This window comes from Streptomyces sp. NPDC008092 (genome assembly GCF_042957285.1).
Taxonomy (GTDB): Bacteria; Actinomycetota; Actinomycetes; order Streptomycetales; family Streptomycetaceae; genus Streptomyces.
Genome location: NZ_JBIBHY010000035.1, coordinates 1 through 14,521, shown reverse-complemented (window position 1 = coordinate 14,521; position 14,521 = coordinate 1). Strand labels below are relative to the sequence as shown.

The following is a 14,521-nucleotide window of genomic DNA, read 5'->3' as shown; positions in this document are numbered from 1 at the left end:
GTCAGGTCCGACGGATACCCACCCCCAACACTGCTCACCGCGAGCTCAACGAGCGCCTCAGCAACGAGACACGGCAGATCTCAAACACGGTCTCAGGGATTCCTGGATCGACGCGAGATCGTGAGGGCCCACAAGAGAGCCCAGGGAGTCCCGTCATGACGGCCGCCCGACAGGTACGGGCCAGCCCTTGGGGAAGATCATCGTCGTTTGTGAGAAATTGTGAGACGAGTGCCCAGAAACGATCAAGGGCCTCGTCTCACAAAGTGTGATCCAAGGCCCTGACCTGCAACGACGGAGCGGACTCCCGTCGGGACGACAGGATTTGAACCTGCGACCCCTTGACCCCCAGTCAAGTGCGCTACCAAGCTGCGCCACGTCCCAGTGCGCTCACTCGCGGTGATCCGCGTGATCGCGCGAACAGCACCCTACCCCACGATCCCGGGCGGACAGAAAGAGGGCGGGGGCGGTGGGGGGGACAATCGGTCGTATGGAAGACGTGGGGACAGGAGCCCGGGACCGGGACGCCGAGGGGCGGGCGCGCAGCGCCCGGCCGCGGGACGGGCTGGGGCGGCCGCTGCCGTACGGTGCGCCGGGCGTCGAGCGGCAGCCCGAGGGGGTCGTGCGGACTCCGCAGGAGACGGTCGCCGAGGCACAGGCGCTGCTGGACTCCGGTAAGCCGTTCCACGCGCACGAGGTGTTCGAGGACGCCTGGAAGTCGGGGCCCGAGGCGGAGCGGACCCTGTGGCGGGGACTCGCCCAGCTGGCGGTGGGGCTCACGCACGCGGCCCGCGGGAACGTGACCGGCGGGGCGCGGCTGCTGCGGCGCGGCGCGGGTGCGGTGGAGGAGTGGGCGGGCGGGGGCGGGGGGCCGCGGCCGTACGGGATCGATGTCGACGGGCTCGCACGGTGGGCGCGAGAGCTGGCCGGGCGGGTGGAGGGCGGCGCCGGGAGCGTCGACGCGGAGGGCGAGGCGCCCCGGCTACGCGGCTCCCGGTAGTACCGGGGTGACCCGCTGTCAGTGGCATGCGGCAGACTCGGGGACGTGCGAGAGATTCATGTCATCGGTATCGGCGCGGGCGACCCCGACCAGCTCACCCTCCAGGCGGTCCGGGCGCTGAAGAGCACGGACGTGTTCTTCCTCCTCGACAAGGGCGAGGTCAAGAGCGACCTGACCCGGCTGCGCCGGGACATGCTCGACACGCACATACCGGACGGCGGCTACCGGCTGGTCGAGGCGCGGGACCCGGAGCGGGACCGGGCCGCGGGCGGCGGGGCGTACTCGCCGGCCGTCGGCGACTGGCGCAGCGCCCGCGCGGACATCTACGAGCGGCTGATCCGCGAGGAACTGGGCGAGGAGCAGACCGGCGCCTTCCTGGTGTGGGGCGATCCGTCGTTGTACGACAGCACGTTGGCGATCCTGGAGGAGGTGCTGGCCCGGGGCACCGTGCGGTTCGGGTACCAGGTGGTGCCCGGGATCAGCAGTGTCTCGGCGCTGGCGGCCCGGCACCGTACCGGGCTGAACCGGGTGGCGCGGCCGGTGCAGATCACCACCGGGCGGCGGCTCGCCGAGGGGCTGCCGGACGGGGTGGACGACGTGGTGGTGATGCTCGACGCGCACCAGGCCTTCCGCCGGTACACGGACGAGGACATCGACATCTACTGGGGCGCCTACCTGGGCACCCCGGACGAGATCCTGGTCTCCGGCCCGATCGCCGAGGCCGGTCCGCGCATCGAGCGGCTGCGGGCCGAGGCACGCGAGCGCAAGGGCTGGATCATGGACACCTATCTGCTGCGCCGCCACCCGGAGACTCCGAAGGAGGGCTGAGCGGTTCGGCGACCTGTTCGGCCGCGAGGTGGTCTGTCCACGCAGGTGCTGACGCTCGCCGTGCAGCACACCGTCGACCACACCGACCTGGGCCGTGATGCAGGTCGAACTGCACACCCGGCCGGTCGGCCACGGCAACCTCGGCCTGATCGCCGCCCGCCGCCCGCCGCCCGCCGCCTGGTGCCCCCGGAGGTGCTGCTGCCCGTCTTCGACCGCACGGTCGACGAGGGCTGCCTCACCCGTACCGGCTCCTTCCTGTCCCTGACACCCTGACGTCCGGAGCCCTGGCGCCCCGGGGGGGGTCAAGTGGGGCCGAGCCCCAGCCGTTCCAGTACGCCGGCGACGTCCGGCACGACCGGCACACCGTCCGGCGACGGGGGCCGCCGGACGACGACCACGGGCAGCCCGAGCTCCCGTGCGGCCGTGAGTTTGGCGGCCGTGGCCGCTCCCCCGCTGTCCTTCGTGACCAGGACGTCGATCAGGTTCCCGGTCAGCAGCGCGCTCTCGTCGGCGACGGTGAACGGCCCGCGCGCCAGCAGCACTTCGGTGTGCCGGGGCATGGGCGGCTCGGGGGGCTCCACGGACCGCACGACGAAGTGCCGGTCAGCCAGGTGGGCGAAGGCCGACAGGCCCAGGCGTCCGGTGGTGAGGAAGACGCGGGGGCCGAACCGGGGCAGGGCCGCGGCCGCCGCGGGCAGGGACGGGACCGGGTGCCAGTCGTCGCCGGGGCCTGGTCGCCAGCCGGGGCGGCGCAGGACGACGAAGGGGATTCCGGTGGCCCGGGCGGCACGGACCGCGTTGCCGGTGATCGTCTCGGCGAAGGGGTGGGTGGCATCCACCAGCGCGTCCACACGGTGTTCGCGAAGCCAGTCGCCGAGGCCGGCCGCCCCGCCGAACCCGCCGATCCGCACCTCGCCGGCGAGCGTGCCCGGCCGTGCGACCCGGCCCGCGAGCGAGGTGGTCACACGGACTCCGGGGCACCCCGACAACGCGGTGGCGAGACGGCGGGCCTCGGCGGTGCCGCCGAGGATCAGGACGTGCGGGGACATGGGGCGAGCGTACGGGGTCCTTCGCAGGGAGCGACGCCGCGGGACCGGGCGCGGGCGACCGGAAGACCGGGCTACCGGGCGGCCGGAAGAACGGGCTACCGGGCTACCGGGCTACCGGGCTACCGGCCAAGCCGTGGCGCACGGCGGCCGCCCGGCGGGAATCGCCGGGCGGCCGTCGTGGGACGGGACCTCCGTCAGCCCTGGCGGGCCTTGAAGCGGGGGTCCTTCTTGTTGATCACGTAGACCACGCCACGCCGGCGGACCACCTGGGCACCGGGCTTGGCCTTCAGCGAGCGCAGGGACTTGCGGACCTTCATGGTTCTGTTCTCCTCGGGTCGGTCGCCGGGCCGGGTCAGCCGCGGGCGGCGGCGGTACGGCCGTACCGGCGCTCGAAACGCTCCACTCGGCCGGCGCTGTCCAGGACCCGCGCCCTGCCGGTGTAGAAGGGGTGCGACCCGGACGAGATCTCGACGTCGATCAGCGGGTAGGTGTTGCCGTCCTCCCACTCGATCGTCCGGGACGAGTCGGCGGTGGAGCGGGTCAGGAACGTCGTGTCAGCTGCGCGGTCCCGGAAGACCACGAGACGGGATGCGGGATGAATGCGGGCCTTCATGGGGTTTCCTCTCTGGGTCGGCGGTGCGCTTGCGCTCGGCTTCAGCGCTCTTCGCGGAAGTCGACGTGCGCGCCGGCCACCGGGTCGTACTTGCGCAGGACCAGCCGGTCGGGGTTGTTCCGGCGGTTCTTGCGGGTCACGTAGGTGACGCCGGTCCCGGCCGTCGACTTCAGCCTGACGACGGGACGTGCGGTGCTGCGTGCCATGAGGTTCTCCCTTCGCCCACACCCGGGATTCCTGATCCGGGCATGTCATTCACGACCTCTGCAACAACGCCTCCCCCCGTTGCATTCCCGGGTCTGACCGGGCCGGTTTCCCGGGTGGCCGGGCCGGTCAGCGCAGCAGGAGCTGCAGGCCGCCCACGATCGTCGCCGCGATGACCAGCTGCTCGAACAGCCGCTGGTTGATCCGGTGCACCGCCCACCTGCCGATGAGGGCGCCGGGCACGACGAACACCACGAGCGCGGCATCGAGGAGCAGCGAGTTGCCGTCGATCAGGCCGAGGCCGACGCTGAAGGGGACCTTGGAGAGGTTCACGATCAGGAAGAAGAACGCCGAGGTACCCAGGAACCCGAGCTTGCGGAAGCCGGCCGACAGCAGGTACATCGACATCACCGGGCCACCCGCGTTGGCGACCATCGTGGTGAAGCCGCCGAGCACGCCGTACGAACCGGCCTTCGCCCGCCCCGCGCGCGTGGTGACCTCGTCCGGGTCGTCGGGGCGGTCGGCCGTGCGGCGCCGCCACAGCGTGACCCCGGCCATCAGCAGCAGGATCGCGCCGATCGAGGTCCGTACGACACCGTCGTCGGCCCAGACCAGGAACAGCGTGCCGATCACCACGCCGGCCGCGACCGCCGGGAACAGCCGCCACAGCGTGGGCCAGTGGGCGTGCCTACGGTAGGTCGCCACGGCCAGCACGTCGCCCGCGATGAGCAGCGGGAGCAGGACGCCGGTGGAGGCGCGGGCCGGGAGAACCGCGGCGAAGACGGCGAGACTGACGGTGTTGGCCCCGCTGACGGCGGTCTTGGAGAAGCCGACGAGCAGGGCGGCGAATGCCAGGGCGGCGAACTCCCAGCCGGATATGTGCCAGAGCGTCATCGTGTTCATGCGGGGATCGATGTTATGTCCGGACAACCGGATGGTGTAAGTACCGTCTCGCTGGTTGGCCCCGGCACCCTCCCGGCAGCGGCGCGGACACCGTCGCGGAGCGCACCGCCGACCGGGAGGATCAGCGCCGGTTGTTCGCCGCCGAGAACAACCGACCCTGCCGAAGGCTCACTTGGGACGATCCAGCCGATCCATCCGATCCATCCGATGCGGTCGCGCCCGGTCGCGTCCGGTCGCGTGCGGGCGCTTCCGGTCAATCCGGCCGGTCCGGTACGTCGGCGTCGAGCGCCGCCGCCCGCAGGGCGGCCGCCACCCGGACGACCGCCTCGGCGGGCGGATGCGGCAGCCTGGCCAGCAGCTGACGGCGTTGCTCCTGAGGCCCGCCGCGGACCGGCAGGATCCGGACACCGGCCGGCGCCGCGGAGGCCAGGGCGGCCGGTACGGTGGTCAGCCCGCAGCCGGCGGCGACGAGATGGAGCTTGGCCAGCCAGTCACGGGCGACGTGGGCGATCTCCGGCCGCTCGTCCAGGCCCGGCCACACGCCCATCAGCCGGTCCTCCCCGGAGGCGGAGCCGGCGATCCAGCGCTGCCCGCGCAGGTCGGCCACGTCGACGAAGTCACCGCGGGCCAGCGGGTGGCCGGCCGGCAGCGCGAGGCACAGGGCGCGCTCGGTGAGGGTCTGGAGCACCAGCGGGGGCGATTCGGCGTCCGGCGCCCGGAACGGCGGCGCCGACGCGAGCAGGGCCAGGTCGATGCTGCCGGCGCGCAGGGCCCGTACCAGTGCGGGGGTGGTGCCCTCGCGGCCGACGACCCGGATACCCGGGTCCGTCCGGCGGAGCGCGGTCAGGGCGTGCGGGACCAGTACGGCGCCCGCGGTGGGGAACCAGCCCAGGCGGACCGTCGCGGCCTCTCCGGGCAGTCCGGACAGTTCCCTCGCCGTCGCCTCGATCTCGTCGAGCACGGTCGTCGCGCGCCGCATGACGACCCGGCCGGCCGCGGTGAGCCGTACTCCGTCGCGCCGCCGCTCAAGGAGTTCCGCGCCCGCCGCGCGCTCGATCGCGGCGATCTGCCGGGACACCGCGGACTGGGTGTAGCCCAGCGAGGCCGCGGCGGCGGTGAAGGTTCCCTGTTCGGCGACCGCGCGGAAGACCCGCAGCGCGGTCAGTGACACATCGTTGAAGTCCATGACGTTCACGCATACTAGCCGTGCGTAACTTTCGTTGGACTCATGAACACGCCGTTCCTAGTGTGGGATGCATGAACGCTTCCCGCATCGCCCTCGTCACCGGCGCGAACCAAGGTCTCGGCCGCGCCCTCGCCGAAGGCCTGGCCGCCCGGCTGGGCCCGGACGACCTGGTCCTGCTCACCGGACGCGACCCCGGTCGGGTGACGGACGCCGCCGTCGAGGCCGCCCGCCTGCCGGGGACGCGCGCCCGCGTCGAGGGCCGGGTCCTGGACGTCACCGACGCCGACGCGATCGCCCGGCTCGCCGACGAACTCGGGACCCGGTACGGCGGGGTGGACATCGTCGTCTCCAACGCGGTCGCCCGGGTGCTGCCCGAGGACTCGCAGTCCGAGCGGGCCGACGAGTTCATCGACGTCTCGAACACCGCCACCCACGCGGTCCTGCGTTCCTTCGGCGCGGTCCTGCGCCCGGGCGGCCGGCTGCTGGTGGTGGCGAGTTCGCTCGGCACCCTCGGCCACCTCGACCCGCGGCTGCACCACCTGTTCGACGGGGCGAGCCTCGACCAGGTCGAGTACGCCGTCGAGTCCTGGCGCAGCGCCGTCCACAACCGCACCGCCACCGAGGCGGGCTGGCCCGTCTGGCTGAACGTGCCCTCGAAGGTGGCCCAGGTCGCCGCCGTCCGAGCGGTGGCCGCCGAGCGCCGCGAGCAGGACCTGGCCACCGGCACCCTGGTCGCCTCGGTCTGCCCCGGCATGGTCGACACCGCCACCTCCCGCCCCTGGTTCAGCGACTACAGCGGGGCCCAGTCCCCCGCCGAGGCCGCCCGTGCAGTGCTCGACCTGGTCTTCGCCGCGGACGTCGACCCGGGCCTCTACGGCGAGCTGATCCGCTTCGGCAAGCCGCTGCCCTGGCACGAGGGCACGCCGCCGGTGGAGCAGGACCGCCTCGTCAAGCCGTGAGCGCCGGACGGGACGCCGTCCGGCAGGCACGGGACCGGCAGCGCACCAGCCGGCAGCCCACCAGCCGGCAGCCCACCGGCCGGCAGCGCACCGGCCGGCAACCCGGCAACCGCACCGCCCCGCGGCGCCTCCTCGGGCCTCGATGCGGAGACGGCCCGGGTGCCGGCCTCGACCGGTGCGGAGGTCACCCGCGCGGTGCGGGACCCGGCCGCGGACGGCATCACCGCCAACGCCCTGACGCCCGGCGCCGTCTGCACCACCTCCAGCGCCACACCGGCGGCCGCGGCAGCGGGCGGGTCGCGGAGGAGCTGGTCAACACCACGGAACAGGCGCCGCGACCTCGGCCCTGCTCGCCACCTCGCCGCTGCTCGAAGGGATCGGCGGCCGGTACTTCGACGACTGCGACGAGAGCGAGGTCATCGGCCGCCGCACCGGCAGGCTCCACGGGGTGGCGCGCTACGCCGTCGACCCAGACAGCGCACGGCGCCTGTGGGACCTGTCGGAAGAACTGCTCGCCGGCTGAGCCCCGCGTCCGGCGTGCCGCCGAGGGCGGTGCCGCGTCCGGGCGGCCGACCGGGACGAGGCCGCCGGGGCCGACTCCCCGGCGGCGGTAGCGCAGTTCGGCGCGGTCGGCGTGAAACCCTGACCGGGACGCGTGCATCCGAGCCCGTCGAGGAGGACGTCGTATGCCACCCCTGGTCGACCCCGTGCCCGGCGGAAGCCCCGGCGATCTGGCCCGGGCCCATGCCCTCGCCCACGAACTGTCCGCGCAGGGCGTGCGCGGGATCGTGCTGGCCTATGTGGACACCGCCGGGATCTGCAGGGTGAAGACCGTCACCTGGCAGGGGCTGCAGCCCGCGGTGGCCTGGGGCGTCGGCATGTCCCCGGTGTTCGACACCTTCCTGGCGAACGACGCGATCGTGCGCACCGACGTCCTCGGTTCGCCCGACGGCGATCTGCGCCTCTACCCGGACCTGGACCGGCTGGTGGTGCTGGCCGGGCAGCCCGGCTGGGCCTGGGCACCGGTCGACCGGCTCACCCAGGAGGGTGAGCCGCACCCCGGGTGCAGCCGCACCTTCCTGCGCCGGGTCGTCGCCGACGCCGCGGACCGGCACGGCGTCACCTTCAAGGCGGGGATCGAGATCGAGTGGGCGCTCGGCCGGGCCGCCGCCCCGGTCGACGAGTTCGCACCGGCGACGTCCGGTCCCGCGTACAGCGCCGCCCGGCAGATCGAGCTGAGCGACTACGCCGCCGACCTGCTCGCGGCCTTCGAGAAGCAGGAGGTGCCGGTCGCCCAGTTCCACCCCGAGTACGCGCCCGGGCAGTTCGAGCTCTCCACCGCCGCCCTGGACCCGGTGGCGGCGGCCGACCAGAGTGTGCTGGTACGGCAGACCGTCCGTGCCGTGTCGCAGAAGTACGGCCTGCGGGCCTCCTTCGCCCCGGCCGTCACCGAGCGGGGCGTCGGCAACGGCGGCCACCTGCATCTCTCGCTGTGGCGCCACGGGGTCAACCTGCACGCCGGGGGCGACGCCCGGTACGGCATGACGGCCGCGGCGGAGTCGTTCATCGCCGGGCTGCTGACCCACCTGCCCGCGCTGACGGCGGTGACCGCGCCGAGTCCGGCCAGCTATCTGCGGCTCAAGCCCGCCCAGTGGGCCGGGGTGTACACGGCCTGGGGCCGGGAGACCCGCGAGACCGGGATCCGGATCGTCACCGGCACGGCAGGGCACCAGAGCCAGGACGCCAACCTGGAGATCAAGCCGGTCGACCTGGCCGCCAACCCGTACCTGGCCCTCGGCTGCGCCATCGCCGCCGGACTCGACGGGCTCGCCTCGGCCGCGCCGCTGCCCGAGGAGGTCACCGACGACCCGGCCCGGCTGGTCCCGGACGAGGCGGTGGCCCGGGGCGTGCGCCGGCTGCCGACCTCGCTCCCCCAGGCCGTCGAGGAGTTCCGCGGGGACGAGGTGCTGCGCGCCGCCCTCGGCCCGGTCCTCGCGGACGCGGTGATCGCCGTACGCGAGGGCGAGGCGGGGTCCGTCGCCGGCCTGGACGACGCCGGGGTGGCGGCGGCCTACCGCTGGAAGTACTGATGCCGGGACCGGTCCGGGAAGCCCTCGACGCGCTCCCCCTCGTCGACCACCACTGCCACGGCGCGGTCACCGCCGACCTCGCCGGGCCCGAGTTCGAGTCGCTGCTGACCGAGGGCGAGGCCTGGCCCGGCGTCTCGCCGTTCGACAGCCCGGCCGGCATCGCCGTACGGCGGCACTGCGCGCCCCTGCTCGGCCTGGACCGGCACGCGCCCGTGGCCGACTACCTGGCGCGCCGGGCGGAACTGGGCTGGCAGGAGGTCAACCGCCGGTTCCTGACGGCCGCGCGCACGGAGGCGTTCTGCGTGGACACCGGCTACGCCCCGCATCCGGTCACCTCCCCTGCCGAACTCGCGGCGGCGGCCGGCGCGCGGGCCTACGAGGTCGTACGGCTGGAGGGCATCGCCGAGGCGGTGGCCGCACAGGGCATCGACGCGGCCGGGTACGCGGACGCCTTCCGGACGGCGGCCGAGGAGGCGGTACGGCGGCCGGGTGTGGTCGCGGTCAAGTCGGTGGCCGCCTACCGCACCGGCTTCGCCCTGGACCCGGCGCGGCCGACGTGCGCCGAGGTGACCCGGGCGGCCGCGCTGTGGTTCTCCGGGGGCGGAAGGCTCACGGACCCGGTGCTGATGCGGCATCTGCTGTGGACCGCCGTCGAACTCGGGCTGCCGCTCCAGCTCCACGCCGGCTTCGGGGACTCGGACCTGCGGCTGCACCACGCCGATCCGGCCCTGCTCACCGACTGGCTGCGGCTGACCGCCGGCACCGTCCCGGTGCTCCTCCTGCACTGCTGGCCCTACCAGCGCCAGGCCGCCTACCTGGCCGCGGTGTTCGAGCACGTGCATCTCGACGTCGGGCTCGCCCTGCACCATGTGGGCCCGGCCCGGGCCGCGGCGGTGCTGGCGGAGGCGATGGAGATCACCCCGTTCCGCAAACTGCTGTACAGCTCGGACGCCTATGGTGTGGCCGAGTTCCACCACCTCGGCGCGCTGTCCTTCCGGCAGGGGCTGGCCGGATTGCTCCAGGCCCGGGTGGACGCCGACGAACTGAGCCCGACCGACGCGGTGCGGATCGCCGCCTGGACGGGACGCGACAACGCCCGTCGTCTCTACGGACTTCCCGCATCCGACCCCGGCCGCGACTGACCGCGCGCCCTGTCCGGAAAGTATGATCAAGCAATGTCTGACATGACCGAAACCACGCCCGGTTGGCTGTCCTCCGACGAGCTGGAGATGGCGCGCGCCCGCATGCCGATCCTGTACGTGGAGGCCGTGCCCGTGCGCGTCGACGACAGCGGCGAAGTCACCAGCATCGGCCTGCTGCTCCGCATCGGCCCGGACGGAACGGTCAGCCGGACCCTCGTCTCCGGCCGTGTCCTGCACCACGAGCGGGTCCGTGACGCCCTGCTGCGCCACCTGGAGAAGGACCTCGGCCCGGTCGCGCTGCCCCGGGTGCCGACCTCCCTGCAGCCGTTCACGGTGGCCGAGTACTTCCCGACGCTGGGCGTCACCCCGTACCACGACCCGCGTCAGCACGCGGTGTCCCTCGCCTACATCGTGCCGGTCGCCGGGGACTGCCGGCCCCGGCAGGACGCCCTGGACCTGGTGTGGTTCAGTCCGCAGGAGGCGATGCTGGAGGCCGTGCAGAGCGAGATGCCGGGCGGCCACGGGGTGTTGCTGAAGCAGGCCCTGGCCCATGTGGGGGTCGTGAGCTAGGGAGGCTCCCGGGGCTCCCGGCCGGAGTGCCGCCGACGGCGTTCAGCCGAGCTGTTCGGCGGCCCAGCGGGCCCAGTCCCGCTCCATCTCGGCCCAGCGCAGGCCGTATTCCAGGGCGATGCGGCCGTTGGCGGTCAACGGCCCCTCGTCCTTCTCCAGTTCGGTTCTCAGCTCGGCAAGCCGGCCGTGGTAGGCGTCGGCCTGCTCCGCCCGCTCGGCGAGGACCGCGCGGGCCTGGTCGTCCGAGGCCAGGCCGAAGAAGAACACCTTGAGCAGCAGTTCGCTGCGGCGCGGCTGCTGCTGGGTCGGGGCGGCCAGCCACTCCCGCAGCTCCTTGAGCCCCTCGTCCGTGACCCGGTACTCCTTGCGCCGGCGTGGCCCCTCGGCGGACACGTCGACCAGTCCGGCCTCCGCGAGGCGGTTCAGTTCCCCGTAGACCTGGCTCTGGGTGGCCGGCCAGACGTGGGCCAGCGAGGTGTCGAACAGCTTCAGCAGGTCGTAGCCGCTGGCGGGCCGGTCGACGAGGAGTCCGATGAGTGCGTGGCGAAGGCTCATGATGCCATCGTAAGTCCGGCATTGACAGATTCGACAAGACATCTGAGCTTCGACCTGTCGATATTGGAATATGGATCGTTCAGCCCCGGTCCAGCGCGGCGCGCAGCGCCTCGTCGATGCCGGGCTGCCGGAACGTGAAACCGGCCTTCAGCAGGGCGTCGGGGACGGCCCGGCAGCTGCCCGTGATGCCCCCGGCGAACTCGCCGAGGACGGTCCGCAGCGCGAACGCGGGGACGGCGGCGAGGGTGGGCCGGTGCAGGACCCGGCCCATCGCACGGGTGATGTCGCGGTTCGTGAGCGGTTCGGGGGCGGTGAGGTTGACGGGACCGGCGATGTCCTCGTGGTCGATCGCGTGGCGCAGCGCGGCGACGTGGTCGGGCAGCGAGATGAACGGCCAGAACTGGTCGCCCGAGCCGAGCCTGCCGCCGAGGCCGAACCGGAAGAGCGGGAACAGCCTGCCCCAGGCGCCGCCGGCGGCGGAGACCACGAGTCCGGTCCGCGGGTGCACGACGCGGACTCCGGCCCGCTCGGCCGGCGCGGCGGCGGACTCCCAGCCGACGCAGACGGAGGCCAGGAAGTCGTCTCCGGCCGGGTCGGACTCCGTGACGACACGGTCGCCGGTGTCGCCGTAGTAGCCGGTGGCCGAGGCCGAGATCAGCACCCGGGGCCGCTCGGCCGCCTCGGCGCAGGCCTCGGCGACGGTCCGCGTCCCCCGCAGGCGGCTGAGCCTGATCTCCTGCTTGTACGCCGCGGTCCAGCGCCGGTCGCCGACCCCGGCTCCGGCGAGGTGGACCACGGCGTCGACACCGTCCAGGACGGCCGGGTCCAGCCGGGCACCGGGCTCCCAGGTCGCGGACTCGCTGCCGTCCGCCGCCGGGGCCGCGGTCCGGCCGCGGGTCAGACGCAGCACACGGTGACCGTCGGCGAGGAGGGAGCGGGTGAGGGCGGACCCGATGAGTCCGGTGGATCCGGTGATCGCGACGCGCATGACGTTCTCCGATGGGCGACTGCTTGAGATGCTGTTTGAGAGTTCAAACTACCGGTCGCCAGATTACTCCGGACTGATGTCCGCAGGGCATAAGGGACCGGGCCCGCACCGTGCACCAGGGCGCCGCCATCCCGACTGGTGGCGTCGAGCAGCGGGGACCGACCGCTCGACGCCACCGTCAGGTCACGGGAGGCCGCCCCGTCACCGGGCCGTCGGCGCGGACGCGCTCGCGGACCGGGCGGCCGCCGTCGCTACGGGGCCAGGGTCTCGCCGAAGCGGGCGTCGGGCACGGGGGCGCTGAGGGCGCCGCCGTTGAAGGACCAGGATCCCTTGCCGGCCGGGCCGTTGCCCGTGCCGGGGAAGACCCAGGCGGCACCGTCGTCGGTGTCCTCGCCGGGCGCGGAGGCGATCAGCTCGGCCTTGCCGTCCTTGTTGGCGTCGATGAGCCGGAGGGCGCCGCCGAACCAGTCGCCCTTCTCGTTGTCCCCGGGGACGGACGGGGTGCTCTGGCTGTAGCTGACGAGGCCTCGCGGGGTGAGTCCGCGGGCGGTACCGCGCACCACCCACGCCGTGCCCGGGTCGGTGAGGCTGTTGATGTCGTTGCCGGGCGCGCCGATCGCGGCGTCGGCGTAGCCGTCCCCGTTCACGTCCGCCACGGTGACGGCACCGCCGAAGCGGTCGCCGATCTTGTCGTCGCCCGAGGCGCCGATGGTCGTCTGGTCGAAGTGCTGGTCGGCGTCCGGGCCGCCCAGGCCGCCGGGCCCGCCGAGGAAGACGTCGACGGTGCCGCCGTCGACCAGGACCTCGTTGAGGTCGTCGCTGTCGGCCGGGGAACCGAAGACCACGTCGGGGTAGCCGTCGTTGTTGATGTCGCCGGAGGCGCCCACCGGACCGCCGCGCAGCCCGCGGCCGTACGTCAGCCCGTCGGGGCCCCCGCGAAGGTAGCTGGCCGCACCGAACGTCTCCACGGGAATGACCGACTCGTAGACGGTCAGCGTGCCCAGCAGGACCACGTCGTCGGAACCGCTCCGGTCGTAGTCGCCGGAGGTGAGGCCGGTGGGGGTGAAGTCCTCCGACCACTTCCAGTCCATGGGGGTGGCCCGGAAGGTGTGCGTGCCGCCGGCGCCGGCCTCGAAGCCGTACGTCTGCAGGGCCTTGCCGCTCAGCAGGGCGAGTTCGGTGCGGGAGCCGTGGAAGCGGCCGGTGGCCAGACCCAGTCCGAAGTGTCCGCGCGCCGTCGGGGCGCTGTCCTGCAGCAGGAGTGCGCCGGTGGCCTGCAGCCCGTTCGCGGAGCCCCACAGTACGACCGCCGCCCCGGCGTCGGCGGTGGTCCCGACGTCCCTGCCGGGCATGCCGACGACGAGATCGGCGTAGCCGTCGCCGTCCAGGTCACCGGACGTGGTGGTCCGTCCGAAGCCGTCGCCGGTCCGGGCGAGACCGGGTATGCCGGGAGTGCTCAGGCTGAACGTCGCCCGGCGGGAGGTGGACAGGCCGCTCGCGGATCCGTACAGCACGGCGACGTAGCCGGCGCCCTTCTGGGCGCTGACGGTGCCGCCGGGGGCGGAGACGACGACGTCGGAATAGCCGTCGCCGTTGAAGTCGTCGTGGGCGGCCTCCCGGACCGCGGGTGCGGCGGGCGCCGGAGCGGCCGTCACGGTGATCGTGGCGGCGATGGTCAGCAACACGGTCGCCGCGGCCGGCCCGGACAGCGGGTTCGCTCGGCCGCGGGGAGTTCTGGACGTTCTCGATGTGGCACGCGTACTGGGCACTTCGTGGCTCCTGGGGTCTCGGCGTGGCCCGTCGGGATGGAGTCGTGGGGGTACGGCGAGGGCCCGTCCCCGCCGCCGCGGGGTTGGACCGGCGATCGGGCCGAAGGGTTGTGCCCCGTCACGCCCGAGGATCCGGAACCGGCGGCGGCCGCATGTTCACCGCCTGCGGCGCTGTCCTGGCCGTGGTTCGCAGTCGCGGATCCAGGTCATCTGGCCGAAGTGGCACGACCGGCGGACGCATACCGTGAGCGCGTCCGGACATCAGCACCGTTCCTTGGTCAAGGGAGTCGCATTTCCACGCCGGTTGAGGCACGCAGCGTGGTTCTCGTGGACGGCGAACCGGACGTCATCCCCCGTCCCGTCGAATGAGCGGACGCAGCCACCCGCTGCCGAGTCCGGAGAAACCCGGGCGAGACGCGTTCCGCGGAGTGCTCGCAGGGCGTGGACCTCCCGCCCGCGGCCGGTCCTGCCGCTTCGGCGTCACCCGACTCAGAAAAGAGAGCTGAGCATGCCATCGGATTTCGTCCGCTATTCGCCGGAGATCGAGACCTTCGATCCGATGTTCAACGAGCATCTCAGACCGCGTTTGAGATCTACTGTGATGCCAGCCATGCGGTGTACCACTCGTGAAAGTCTGGTCCTGGGGTGAGACCACCCCATGCGCGGTC

Annotated in this window: 16 protein-coding genes and 1 tRNA gene; 7 read left to right on the top strand and 10 right to left on the bottom strand. The window is 73.2% G+C overall.

Going from position 1 to position 14,521, the window contains the following annotated elements; all coding sequences use genetic code 11:
* Positions 1 to 307: 307 nt before the first annotated feature.
* Positions 308 to 381 (bottom strand) — tRNA-Pro (locus ACFZB3_RS49925).
* A gap of 106 nt (positions 382 to 487) precedes the next feature.
* Here ACFZB3_RS49925 and ACFZB3_RS49920 point away from each other — a divergent pair.
* Genes ACFZB3_RS49920 through ACFZB3_RS49910 form a run of 3 tightly spaced genes read left to right on the top strand, consistent with a single transcriptional unit; the run spans position 488 to position 2,098 of the window.
* Positions 488 to 997: a DUF309 domain-containing protein gene (locus tag ACFZB3_RS49920; RefSeq protein ID WP_391390539.1), complete on the top strand. Its 510-nt coding sequence runs from the start codon at positions 488 to 490 to the stop codon at positions 995 to 997.
* 45 nt (positions 998 to 1,042) lie between these two features.
* Positions 1,043 to 1,825 carry a precorrin-6A synthase (deacetylating) gene (gene cobF / locus ACFZB3_RS49915; RefSeq protein WP_391390537.1) on the top strand — a complete coding sequence of 261 codons (783 nt, stop codon included), beginning with the start codon at positions 1,043 to 1,045 and terminating at the stop codon, positions 1,823 to 1,825.
* Between the two features lie 45 nt (positions 1,826 to 1,870).
* Entirely contained in the window at positions 1,871 to 2,098 is a 228-nt protein-coding gene (locus ACFZB3_RS49910; RefSeq protein ID WP_391390543.1) for a hypothetical protein, read from the top strand.
* A 29-nt stretch (positions 2,099 to 2,127) separates the two neighbouring features.
* On the opposite strand, the gene ACFZB3_RS49905 is transcribed toward ACFZB3_RS49910, so the two are convergent.
* The 6 genes from ACFZB3_RS49905 to ACFZB3_RS49880 all read right to left on the bottom strand — a co-directional run bounded on the left by ACFZB3_RS49905 (position 2,128) and on the right by ACFZB3_RS49880 (position 5,780).
* Entirely contained in the window at positions 2,128 to 2,874 is a 747-nt protein-coding gene (locus ACFZB3_RS49905; protein WP_391390535.1) for a cobalt-precorrin-6A reductase, read from the bottom strand.
* A 194-nt stretch (positions 2,875 to 3,068) separates the two neighbouring features.
* Positions 3,069 to 3,191 (bottom strand): type B 50S ribosomal protein L36, encoded by a 123-nt coding sequence (gene ykgO / locus ACFZB3_RS49900; protein ID WP_046728129.1) that lies wholly within the window; start codon positions 3,189 to 3,191, stop codon positions 3,069 to 3,071.
* Positions 3,192 to 3,226: 35 nt separating this feature from the next.
* Positions 3,227 to 3,487 carry a type B 50S ribosomal protein L31 gene (locus ACFZB3_RS49895; protein WP_391390533.1) on the bottom strand — a complete coding sequence of 87 codons (261 nt, stop codon included), beginning with the start codon at positions 3,485 to 3,487 and terminating at the stop codon, positions 3,227 to 3,229.
* Between the two features lie 41 nt (positions 3,488 to 3,528).
* Positions 3,529 to 3,693, bottom strand: a complete 165-nt coding sequence (rpmG, locus tag ACFZB3_RS49890) for a 50S ribosomal protein L33 (RefSeq protein ID WP_093497749.1) — start codon at positions 3,691 to 3,693, stop codon at positions 3,529 to 3,531.
* A gap of 127 nt (positions 3,694 to 3,820) precedes the next feature.
* Positions 3,821 to 4,594 carry a TSUP family transporter gene (locus ACFZB3_RS49885; RefSeq protein WP_391390531.1) on the bottom strand — a complete coding sequence of 258 codons (774 nt, stop codon included), beginning with the start codon at positions 4,592 to 4,594 and terminating at the stop codon, positions 3,821 to 3,823.
* Positions 4,595 to 4,847: 253 nt separating this feature from the next.
* Positions 4,848 to 5,780 carry a LysR substrate-binding domain-containing protein gene (locus ACFZB3_RS49880; protein ID WP_391390529.1) on the bottom strand — a complete coding sequence of 311 codons (933 nt, stop codon included), beginning with the start codon at positions 5,778 to 5,780 and terminating at the stop codon, positions 4,848 to 4,850.
* A gap of 71 nt (positions 5,781 to 5,851) precedes the next feature.
* On the opposite strand from ACFZB3_RS49880, the gene ACFZB3_RS49875 reads away from it, so the two are divergent.
* From ACFZB3_RS49875 to ACFZB3_RS49860, 4 genes are all read left to right on the top strand, one after another.
* A complete protein-coding gene (locus tag ACFZB3_RS49875) occupies positions 5,852 to 6,739 on the top strand; it encodes an SDR family NAD(P)-dependent oxidoreductase (protein WP_391390527.1) in 888 nt (295 codons plus the stop codon).
* Between the two features lie 686 nt (positions 6,740 to 7,425).
* Positions 7,426 to 8,829 carry a glutamine synthetase gene (locus ACFZB3_RS49870; protein WP_391390525.1) on the top strand — a complete coding sequence of 468 codons (1,404 nt, stop codon included), beginning with the start codon at positions 7,426 to 7,428 and terminating at the stop codon, positions 8,827 to 8,829.
* A complete protein-coding gene (locus tag ACFZB3_RS49865) occupies positions 8,829 to 9,971 on the top strand; it encodes an amidohydrolase family protein (protein ID WP_391390523.1) in 1,143 nt (380 codons plus the stop codon). The genes ACFZB3_RS49870 and ACFZB3_RS49865 overlap by 1 nt, the downstream gene beginning before the upstream one ends.
* 42 nt (positions 9,972 to 10,013) lie before the next feature.
* Positions 10,014 to 10,541: a DUF4916 domain-containing protein gene (locus ACFZB3_RS49860; RefSeq protein WP_391390541.1), complete on the top strand. Its 528-nt coding sequence runs from the start codon at positions 10,014 to 10,016 to the stop codon at positions 10,539 to 10,541.
* 42 nt (positions 10,542 to 10,583) lie between these two features.
* Here the strand turns inward: ACFZB3_RS49860 and ACFZB3_RS49855 are convergent, their stop codons facing one another.
* The 3 genes from ACFZB3_RS49855 to ACFZB3_RS49845 form a co-directional block, all read right to left on the bottom strand.
* Positions 10,584 to 11,096 carry a helix-turn-helix transcriptional regulator gene (locus ACFZB3_RS49855; RefSeq protein ID WP_391390521.1) on the bottom strand — a complete coding sequence of 171 codons (513 nt, stop codon included), beginning with the start codon at positions 11,094 to 11,096 and terminating at the stop codon, positions 10,584 to 10,586.
* A gap of 79 nt (positions 11,097 to 11,175) precedes the next feature.
* Positions 11,176 to 12,084 carry a TIGR01777 family oxidoreductase gene (locus ACFZB3_RS49850; protein WP_391390519.1) on the bottom strand — a complete coding sequence of 303 codons (909 nt, stop codon included), beginning with the start codon at positions 12,082 to 12,084 and terminating at the stop codon, positions 11,176 to 11,178.
* Between the two features lie 251 nt (positions 12,085 to 12,335).
* Positions 12,336 to 13,853 carry an FG-GAP-like repeat-containing protein gene (locus ACFZB3_RS49845; protein WP_391390517.1) on the bottom strand — a complete coding sequence of 506 codons (1,518 nt, stop codon included), beginning with the start codon at positions 13,851 to 13,853 and terminating at the stop codon, positions 12,336 to 12,338.
* Positions 13,854 to 14,521 lie beyond the last annotated feature (668 nt).

What these genes read in the sequence shown, in the direction of transcription:
- ACFZB3_RS49920 (WP_391390539.1), top strand. Translation starts at nt 488, where the DNA reads ATGGAAGACGTGGGGACAGGAGCCCGGGACCGGGACGCCGAGGGGCGG.
- ACFZB3_RS49905 (WP_391390535.1), bottom strand. Translation starts at nt 2,874, where the DNA reads ATGTCCCCGCACGTCCTGATCCTCGGCGGCACCGCCGAGGCCCGCCGT.
- ykgO (WP_046728129.1), bottom strand. Translation starts at nt 3,191, where the DNA reads ATGAAGGTCCGCAAGTCCCTGCGCTCGCTGAAGGCCAAGCCCGGTGCC.
- ACFZB3_RS49895 (WP_391390533.1), bottom strand. Translation starts at nt 3,487, where the DNA reads ATGAAGGCCCGCATTCATCCCGCATCCCGTCTCGTGGTCTTCCGGGAC.
- rpmG (WP_093497749.1), bottom strand. Translation starts at nt 3,693, where the DNA reads ATGGCACGCAGCACCGCACGTCCCGTCGTCAGGCTGAAGTCGACGGCC.
- ACFZB3_RS49885 (WP_391390531.1), bottom strand. Translation starts at nt 4,594, where the DNA reads ATGAACACGATGACGCTCTGGCACATATCCGGCTGGGAGTTCGCCGCC.
- ACFZB3_RS49880 (WP_391390529.1), bottom strand. Translation starts at nt 5,780, where the DNA reads ATGGACTTCAACGATGTGTCACTGACCGCGCTGCGGGTCTTCCGCGCG.
- ACFZB3_RS49875 (WP_391390527.1), top strand. Translation starts at nt 5,852, where the DNA reads ATGAACGCTTCCCGCATCGCCCTCGTCACCGGCGCGAACCAAGGTCTC.
- ACFZB3_RS49870 (WP_391390525.1), top strand. Translation starts at nt 7,426, where the DNA reads ATGCCACCCCTGGTCGACCCCGTGCCCGGCGGAAGCCCCGGCGATCTG.
- ACFZB3_RS49865 (WP_391390523.1), top strand. Translation starts at nt 8,829, where the DNA reads ATGCCGGGACCGGTCCGGGAAGCCCTCGACGCGCTCCCCCTCGTCGAC.
- ACFZB3_RS49860 (WP_391390541.1), top strand. Translation starts at nt 10,014, where the DNA reads ATGACCGAAACCACGCCCGGTTGGCTGTCCTCCGACGAGCTGGAGATG.
- ACFZB3_RS49855 (WP_391390521.1), bottom strand. Translation starts at nt 11,096, where the DNA reads ATGAGCCTTCGCCACGCACTCATCGGACTCCTCGTCGACCGGCCCGCC.
- ACFZB3_RS49850 (WP_391390519.1), bottom strand. Translation starts at nt 12,084, where the DNA reads ATGCGCGTCGCGATCACCGGATCCACCGGACTCATCGGGTCCGCCCTC.